This is a genomic window from Kitasatospora sp. NPDC057198 (assembly GCF_042670125.1).
Classification (GTDB): domain Bacteria; phylum Actinomycetota; class Actinomycetes; order Streptomycetales; family Streptomycetaceae; genus Kitasatospora.
Window position 1 is genome coordinate 21,254 of the sequence record NZ_JBHUWH010000046.1, and the last position, 6,789, is coordinate 28,042.

Annotated in this window: 6 protein-coding genes; 5 read left to right on the forward strand and 1 reads right to left on the reverse strand. The window is 75.2% G+C overall.

The window, feature by feature from the left end:
• Positions 1-100: 100 nt before the first annotated feature.
• The 5 genes from ACFUEL_RS08360 (at position 101) to hisN (ending at position 4,471) form a co-directional block, all read left to right on the forward strand.
• Positions 101-808, forward strand: a complete 708-nt coding sequence (locus tag ACFUEL_RS08360) for a M50 family metallopeptidase (RefSeq protein WP_380235254.1) — start codon at positions 101-103, stop codon at positions 806-808.
• Positions 809-835: 27 nt separating this feature from the next.
• Positions 836-2,170, forward strand: coding sequence for a 3-phosphoshikimate 1-carboxyvinyltransferase (aroA, locus tag ACFUEL_RS08365; protein WP_380235255.1), 1,335 nt, complete (start codon positions 836-838; stop codon positions 2,168-2,170).
• Positions 2,171-2,185: 15 nt separating this feature from the next.
• The gene (gene rsgA / locus ACFUEL_RS08370) at positions 2,186-3,241 is read left to right on the forward strand and encodes a ribosome small subunit-dependent GTPase A (RefSeq protein ID WP_380235256.1); all 1,056 of its coding nucleotides are present in this window, start codon (positions 2,186-2,188) and stop codon (positions 3,239-3,241) included.
• A gap of 89 nt (positions 3,242-3,330) precedes the next feature.
• A complete protein-coding gene (locus ACFUEL_RS08375) occupies positions 3,331-3,654 on the forward strand; it encodes a DMT family transporter (protein ID WP_380235257.1) in 324 nt (107 codons plus the stop codon).
• 19 nt (positions 3,655-3,673) lie between these two features.
• A complete protein-coding gene (hisN, locus tag ACFUEL_RS08380) occupies positions 3,674-4,471 on the forward strand; it encodes a histidinol-phosphatase (RefSeq protein WP_380235258.1) in 798 nt (265 codons plus the stop codon).
• A 77-nt stretch (positions 4,472-4,548) separates the two neighbouring features.
• Here hisN and ACFUEL_RS08385 read toward each other — a convergent pair whose 3' ends face one another.
• A complete protein-coding gene (locus ACFUEL_RS08385) occupies positions 4,549-6,477 on the reverse strand; it encodes a tetratricopeptide repeat protein (protein WP_380235259.1) in 1,929 nt (642 codons plus the stop codon).
• Positions 6,478-6,789: the final 312 nt, after the last annotated feature.

Below are 6,789 nucleotides of genomic sequence, written 5' to 3' on the forward strand. Positions count from 1 at the left end.
GGGGCGTCCGGGAGAACCGGTGGCTTCCGGCGGCCCGTCCTTCCGTGGGAGGCTGCCCGCCCCGGGCAGGGGAAGCGGCGGTGATCGGAGGTCGGCGGCGATGGACTTCGCGCAACTGTGGGACCGGGTGTCGGCCGTGCGGCCGGACCCTCCGCACTGGCTGGTGTGGGGCACGGCGGCGGTGGCGTTCCTGGCGGTGGCGGTGCGGCCGGTGTGGCTGTGGACCCGCACCGTGGTGACGATCGCGCACGAGGGCGGGCACGGGCTCACCGCGCTGCTGACCAGGCGGCGGCTGTCGGGGATCCGGCTGCACTCGGACACCTCGGGGCTGACGGTCTCCTCCGGGAAGCCGACCGGCCCCGGCATGGTGCTGACCGCCGCGGCGGGCTACCCGGCGCCGTCGCTGCTGGGCCTGGGCGGGGCGGCGCTGCTGGCGGCGGGGCGGACCACCGCGCTGCTGTGGATCGGGATCGCGCTGCTGGCGGCGATGCTGCTGACGCTGCGCAACCTGTTCGGGGTGGTGGCGGTGCTGGTGACCGGCGGGGCGTTCGTCGCGGTGTCCTGGTACGGGACGGCCGAATGGCAGGGGGCGTTCGCCTACCTGGGGGTGTGGTTCCTGCTGCTGGCGGGGGTGCGTCCGATGCTGGAGCTGTGGGCGACCCGGCGGCGGCGCGGCGGCGCGCCCGGCTCGGACGCGGACCAGTTGGCGCGGCTGACGGGTGTTCCGGGGGCGCTGTGGGTGGTGCTGTTCCTGGCGGTGGCGCTGGCCTGCCTGGGGCTCGGGGCGGCCTGGCTGCTGCCCCGGTAGCGGCGGCGCGCCTCATAGACTGGCGCCATGACCGACTCCCTGTGGCCCGCTCCCGTCGCCACCGCCGCCGTGGACGCGACCGTGACCATCCCCGGCTCGAAGTCCGCGACCAACCGCGCGCTGGTGCTGGCCGCCCTCGCGGACGGTCCGGGCTGGGTGCGCCGCCCGCTGCGCAGCCGCGACTCGCAGTTGATGGCGGACGGCCTGCGGGCGCTGGGCGTGACGGTCGAGGAGACGGTGAACGCGGCGTCCGGCGGCACCGGCGGCGGCGAGGCGTGGCGGGTGATCCCGGCCGAGCGGCTGCTCGGCCCGGCCCGGGTGGACGTGGGCAACGCGGGGACGGTGATGCGCTTCCTGCCGCCGCTGGCCACCCTGGCGGACGGCCCGGTGCACTTCGACGGCGACCCGCGCAGCCACGAACGCCCGCAGCACGGGGTGATCGACGCGCTGCGCGCGCTGGGCGCCCGGATCGAGGACGGCGGCCGCGGCGGCTTCCCGCTGACCGTGCACGGCACCGGCGCGCTGGACGGCGGCGCGGTGGAGCTGGACGCCTCGTCCTCCTCGCAGTTCGTCTCGGCGCTGCTGCTGTCCGGGGCGCGCTTCCAGCACGGCGTGGAGGTCCGCAACACCGGCGGGCCGGTGCCCTCGCTGCCGCACATCCGGATGACCGTCGACATGGTCCGCAAGGCCGGCGGCCAGGTCGACGCGCCGGAGGACGGCGGCGAGAAGGACGTCTGGCGGGTCACCCCGGGCGCGCTGATCGGCCGCGACCTGGTGGTCGAGCCGGACCTGTCGAACGCGGCCCCGTTCTTCGCGGCGGCGCTGGCCACCGGCGGCCGGGTGACCGTCCGGGACTGGCCGGAGCACACGTACCAGCCGGGCGACCAGCTGCGCGAGATCTTCACCGCGATGGGCGGCTCCTGCGAGTTCGTGAACCGGCAGAGCACCGACGAGGGGCTGCGGTTCACCGGCACCGGCAAGATCCACGGCATCGAGGCGGACCTGCACGACGTCGGCGAGCTGACCCCGGTGATCGCCGCGGTGGCGGCGCTGGCCGACTCCGAGTCGCACCTGTACGGCATCGCGCACCTGCGCCTGCACGAGACCGACCGGCTGGCCGCGCTGGCGAAGGAGATCAACGCCCTGGGCGGCGACGTCAGCGAGACGGAGGACGGGCTGCGGATCCGGCCCCGGCCGCTGCACGGCGGCGTCTTCCACACCTACGAGGACCACCGGCTGGCCACCGCCGGCGCCGTCCTGGGCCTGGTCGTCGACGGCGTGCTGGTGGAGGACGTGGCGACCACCGCCAAGACCCTGCCGGACTTCCCGCGGATGTGGGCCGACCTCCTCGGCCAGGGCTGACGGGGGGAGAGCAGCATGCGCCGCTACGACAAGAACGCCGACGAGGACGACATCCGCAGCCGCCCGGGCCGCCGGGGCTCCCGCCCCCGCACCCGGATCCGGCCCAAGCACGAGGACGCCGCCGAGGCGATGATCCTCACCGTGGACCGGGGCCGGATGACCTGCCTGGTCGACGGCGGCACGAAGGACGAGCGCCAGGTCGTCGCCATGAAGTCCCGCGAGCTGGGCCGCAAGGGCGTCGTCGTGGGCGACACCGTCAGCGTGGTCGGCGACCTGTCCGGCGAGCCGGACACGCTGGCCCGGATCGTCCGGGTCGAGGAGCGCAGCTCGGTGCTGCGCCGCACCGCGGACGACGACGACCCGTACGAGCGGATCGTGGTCGCCAACGCCCAGCAGATGGCCATCGTCACCGCGCTGGCCAACCCCGAGCCGCGCCCCCGGCTGATCGACCGCTGCCTGGTGGCCGCGTACGACGCCGGGATGGAGCCGCTGCTGGTGCTCACCAAGTCCGACCTGGCCTCCGCCGACGAGCTGCTGGAGTCGTACGCGCCGCTGGGCATCCGCTACGTGGTGACCCGGGCCGACGAGCTGGAGACGGCCGGGGCGGAGGCCGTCCGGGAGCACCTGCGCGGGCGCACCACGGTGTTCATCGGGCACTCCGGCGTCGGCAAGACCACCCTGGTCAACGCGCTCGTCCCGGCGCACCAGCGGACCACCGGCCGGGTCAACTCCGTCACCGGCCGGGGCCGGCACACCACGGTCTCCGCGCTGGCCCTGCGGCTGCCCCCGCCGCCGGGCGCGAAGCCGGGCTCGAAGAAGGCGCTGGACCCGGGCTGGGTGATCGACACTCCCGGCTTCCGCTCCTTCGGCCTGTCCCACATCGACCCGTCCCGGGTCATCCTCGCCTTCCCCGACCTGGAGCCGGGCACCGCGGACTGCCCGCGCGCCTGCTCGCACGACGAACCGGACTGCGCGCTGGACGCCTGGGTGGCCGACGGGCACGCCGATCCGGCCCGGCTGTACTCGCTGCGCCGGCTGCTGGCCACCCGCGAGACGTCCGAGGGGGACTGAGAAATCGGCGCGATCACGAGTCGCTGGGGCCGCTGCGCTGGGTAACGATAGGAAGGTCACACCGTCCTACCTGACAGGGAGTCAACCCGATGGCATGGGCCATGGTGATCCTCGCCGGTCTGCTGGAAACGGGATTCGCGGTCAACCTGAAGCTCAGCCACGGCTTCACCAAGCTCTGGCCCACCATCAGCTTCGCGCTCTTCGCGCTGGGCTCCTTCGGCCTGCTCACCCTCTCCCTGAAGTCCCTCCCGGTCGGCAGCGCCTACGCGGTGTGGACGGGCATCGGCGCGGCCGGCACCGCGGTGTACGGAATGGTCTTCCTCGGCGAGTCCTCCTCCACCCTCAAGCTGGTCTCCATCTCCCTGGTCATCGCCGGCGTGATCGGTCTGCAGCTCAGCGGCTCGGGACACTGAGTCCGCTAGGGTTCCGTGCATGGCCGACTACCACGACGACCTCCGACTCGCCCACGTCCTCGCCGACTCGGCCGACTCGATCACCATGGAGCGCTTCAAGGCGCTCGACCTGAAGATCGAGACGAAGCCGGACCTGACCCCGGTCAGCGACGCCGACAAGGCCGCCGAGGAACTCGTCCGCTCCGTCCTGCAGCGGGCCCGCCCGCGGGACGCGGTGCTCGGCGAGGAGTACGGGCTGCAGGGCTCCGGCCCGCGCCGCTGGGTGATCGACCCGATCGACGGCACCAAGAACTACGTCCGCGGCGTCCCGGTCTGGGCCACCCTGGTCGCCCTGCTGGAGGAGCAGCCCGACGGCGAGCACGTCCCGGTGGTCGGCATCGTCTCCGCCCCGGCGCTCGGCCGCCGCTGGTGGGCCGCGAAGGACCTGGGCGCGTTCGCCGGGCGCAGCCTCGCCAAGTCCCAGCGCATCCACGTCTCCAAGGTCTCCCGCCTCGCCGACGCCTCGCTCTCCTTCTCCTCGCTCAGCGGCTGGGAGGAGCGCGCCCGCCTCGACGCCTTCCTCGACCTGACCCGGATCTGCTGGCGCACCCGCGCCTTCGGCGACTTCTGGTCCTACATGATGGTCGCCGAGGGCGCCGTCGACATCGCCGCCGAACCCGAGCTCTCCCTCTGGGACATGGCCGCCCCCTGCATCATCGTCCAGGAGGCCGGCGGCCGCTTCACCGGCCTCGACGGCATCGACGGCCCCACCGGCGCGGACGCGGTCGCCACCAACGGCGTCCTCCACGAGGCGGCGCTGCGCTCGCTCAGCGTGTAAGGGGGCGGAGGCGGGGGCCCGGGGAGACGCACCGGGCCGAGGCGGAAGCGCCCGCGCAGTACTACGCGGCTACGCGGCTACGCGGAGAGCTCCGCGTTGAGCGCGCCCAGCAGCCGCCCCGCCCGCTCCGCGACCTCCGCGGGGCCGTACTCCGCCGCGCGCCTGCACCAGTTCTCGGCCTGGACGGCCTCCCCCCGCCGCAGCGCCAGCAGCGCGAGCCGGAGGGCCGCCCGGCCGTGGCCGGCGTCCGCGGCGCGGGTGTACCAGAGCATGGCCTCGGCCTCGCTGTCCTGGCGGGCCAGCAGCAGGCCGAGGTTGAAGGCGGCGCTGCGGCTGCCGCCCTCGGCGGCGCGCCGGTACCAGCTCTCGGCGATCTGGAGGGCACCGCGTTCGGCGGCGCGCACGCCCATCCGGACCTGGGCGCGGCGGTGTCCGGCGTCGGCGGCGGTGGCGTACCAGTGCTCGGCCTCGGCGTCGGCGTCGCCGCGGCGGTCGAGCAGCGAGGCGAGCCGGAAGGCGCCCTCCGCGGAGCCGCCGTCGGCGGCCTGCCGGTAGCGGTCCAGGGCTCCGGCGAGGTTGCCGCGCTGTTCCTGGGCGACGGCGAGTTGCAGGGCGGCCTCGCCGTGGCCCTCGGCGGCGGCGCGGGCGTACCACTCCTGGGCCTGCCCGGTCTCGCCGCGGCCGGCGTGCAGCACGCCGAGGTTGAAGGCGCCGTCGACGGAGCCGGCTTCGGCGGCCTTGGAGAACCAGGGTTCGGCACCGGACTCGTCGCCGCGCTGGAGCAGGACGATCGCGAGCGCGTTGCAGGCTTCGCGGTGCCCGGCGTAGGCGGCGCGGCGGTACCACTGCTCGGCCTGCGCCTCGCGGCCGGCTCCGGCGCACAGCAGGCCGAGGTTGAAGGCGCCGTTGTGGTCGCCGGCGTCGAGGGCGGCGCGGTACCAGCGTTCGGCGACGGTGCTCTCGCCGCGGCCGGCGTGCAGGGCGCCGAGGGCGTTGGCGGCGGTGCCGTCGCCGGCTTCGGCGGCCTCCTGCCACCACTCGGCGGCGGCGGAGAGGTCTCCGGTGTCGCGGAGCAGGAAGCCGAGGGCGCAGGCGGCGCGGGCCTCGCCGTTCTGGGCGGACTGCCGGTACCAGCGGGCGGCCTCGTCGAGGTCGCCGCGGGCTTCGAGCAGGACGCCGAGGCGCAGGGCGGCGCGGGCGTGGCTGCGGGCGGCGGCGGTGCGGTACCAGGTCTCGGCGGTGTCCTTGTCGCCGGCGGCCTCGCGCATCCGGGCGAGCCGGTAGGCGGCCTCGCGGTGGCCGGAGTCGGCGGCGGCCTTGAACCAGCGTTCGGCGCGGACGTCGCGGCGGTGCTCCATCAGGTCGCCGAGGGCGTAGGCGCCGAGCGGGTGGCCCTGTTCGGCGGCGAAGTGCAGCCAGTACTCGGCGGCCTCCTCCTCGCCCTGGTCGCGCAGTTGCAGGCCGAGGGCGTGGGCGGCGGGGGCGGAGCCGGCCACGGCGGCCTGCCGCCACCACTGGGCGGCCTCGGCGCGGTGGCCCTGCTGGTGGAGCAGGACGCCGAGGTTGTTGGCGGCGGCGCGCAGTCCGGCGGCGGCGGCGGAGCGCAGGTACGGTTCTGCGTCGCGCAGGTCGCCGCGGCGCAGCAGGAGGGCGCCGAGCTGGCTGGCGGCGTTCGGGTCGCCGGCGTCGGCGGAGCCGCGGTGGCGGGCTTCGAGGGCGGCCTGTTCGCGGGCGGCGAGGGCGGTCTCGAAGCTGTCGTCGCCGTCGTCGTCGCCGTCGAGGACCTGGGCGAGGTCGCGGGCGGAGCCGGCCGCGACCTGGTCGGCGGTCAGGTGGACGAGGCTCTCCGGGCCGTAGCCGGTGACGTCGACGGGGCCGGTCGCGGTGGTGCGCTGGGCGGGCAGGCCGCCGGTGGCCTGCTCGGTGGGCCGGGCGCCGGTCTCGGTGTCCGTGCTTGGTCCGGCGGCCTGGCGTTCTCCCGTCCCGTTGTTGCCGATGAGCTTCATGCCGACTCCCGCTCCCCCCGAGTGTCGCGGCATCCGCCCCGGGCCTTCGGCCCCAGGCGTGGCCCCCAGGGGGCGCGTCGGACCGGACGGCCCGTCAGTGGCCGTGCCGTGTCCCCCTCGTGGTCCATCGTCGCATCACCCGCACACCGCGTACACCTGCTCCGTCCGTTTTGGCGGAGCGGGGCCGAAGCGCGGCGAGATCGCTTCGGCTCTTTGTCGATTTCCCGACACTTGAGCCCCACAAACCCCGGCCACGCATCGTACCGGAGTCGATCAACTCCGCGCGCCCGCAAGGGGGAAGGCCCGGAGGGC

What these genes read in the sequence shown, in the direction of transcription:
- aroA (WP_380235255.1), top strand. Translation starts at nt 836, where the DNA reads ATGACCGACTCCCTGTGGCCCGCTCCCGTCGCCACCGCCGCCGTGGAC.
- ACFUEL_RS08360 (WP_380235254.1), top strand. Translation starts at nt 101, where the DNA reads ATGGACTTCGCGCAACTGTGGGACCGGGTGTCGGCCGTGCGGCCGGAC.
- rsgA (WP_380235256.1), top strand. Translation starts at nt 2,186, where the DNA reads ATGCGCCGCTACGACAAGAACGCCGACGAGGACGACATCCGCAGCCGC.
- hisN (WP_380235258.1), top strand. Translation starts at nt 3,674, where the DNA reads ATGGCCGACTACCACGACGACCTCCGACTCGCCCACGTCCTCGCCGAC.
- ACFUEL_RS08385 (WP_380235259.1), bottom strand. Translation starts at nt 6,477, where the DNA reads ATGAAGCTCATCGGCAACAACGGGACGGGAGAACGCCAGGCCGCCGGA.
- ACFUEL_RS08375 (WP_380235257.1), top strand. Translation starts at nt 3,331, where the DNA reads ATGGCATGGGCCATGGTGATCCTCGCCGGTCTGCTGGAAACGGGATTC.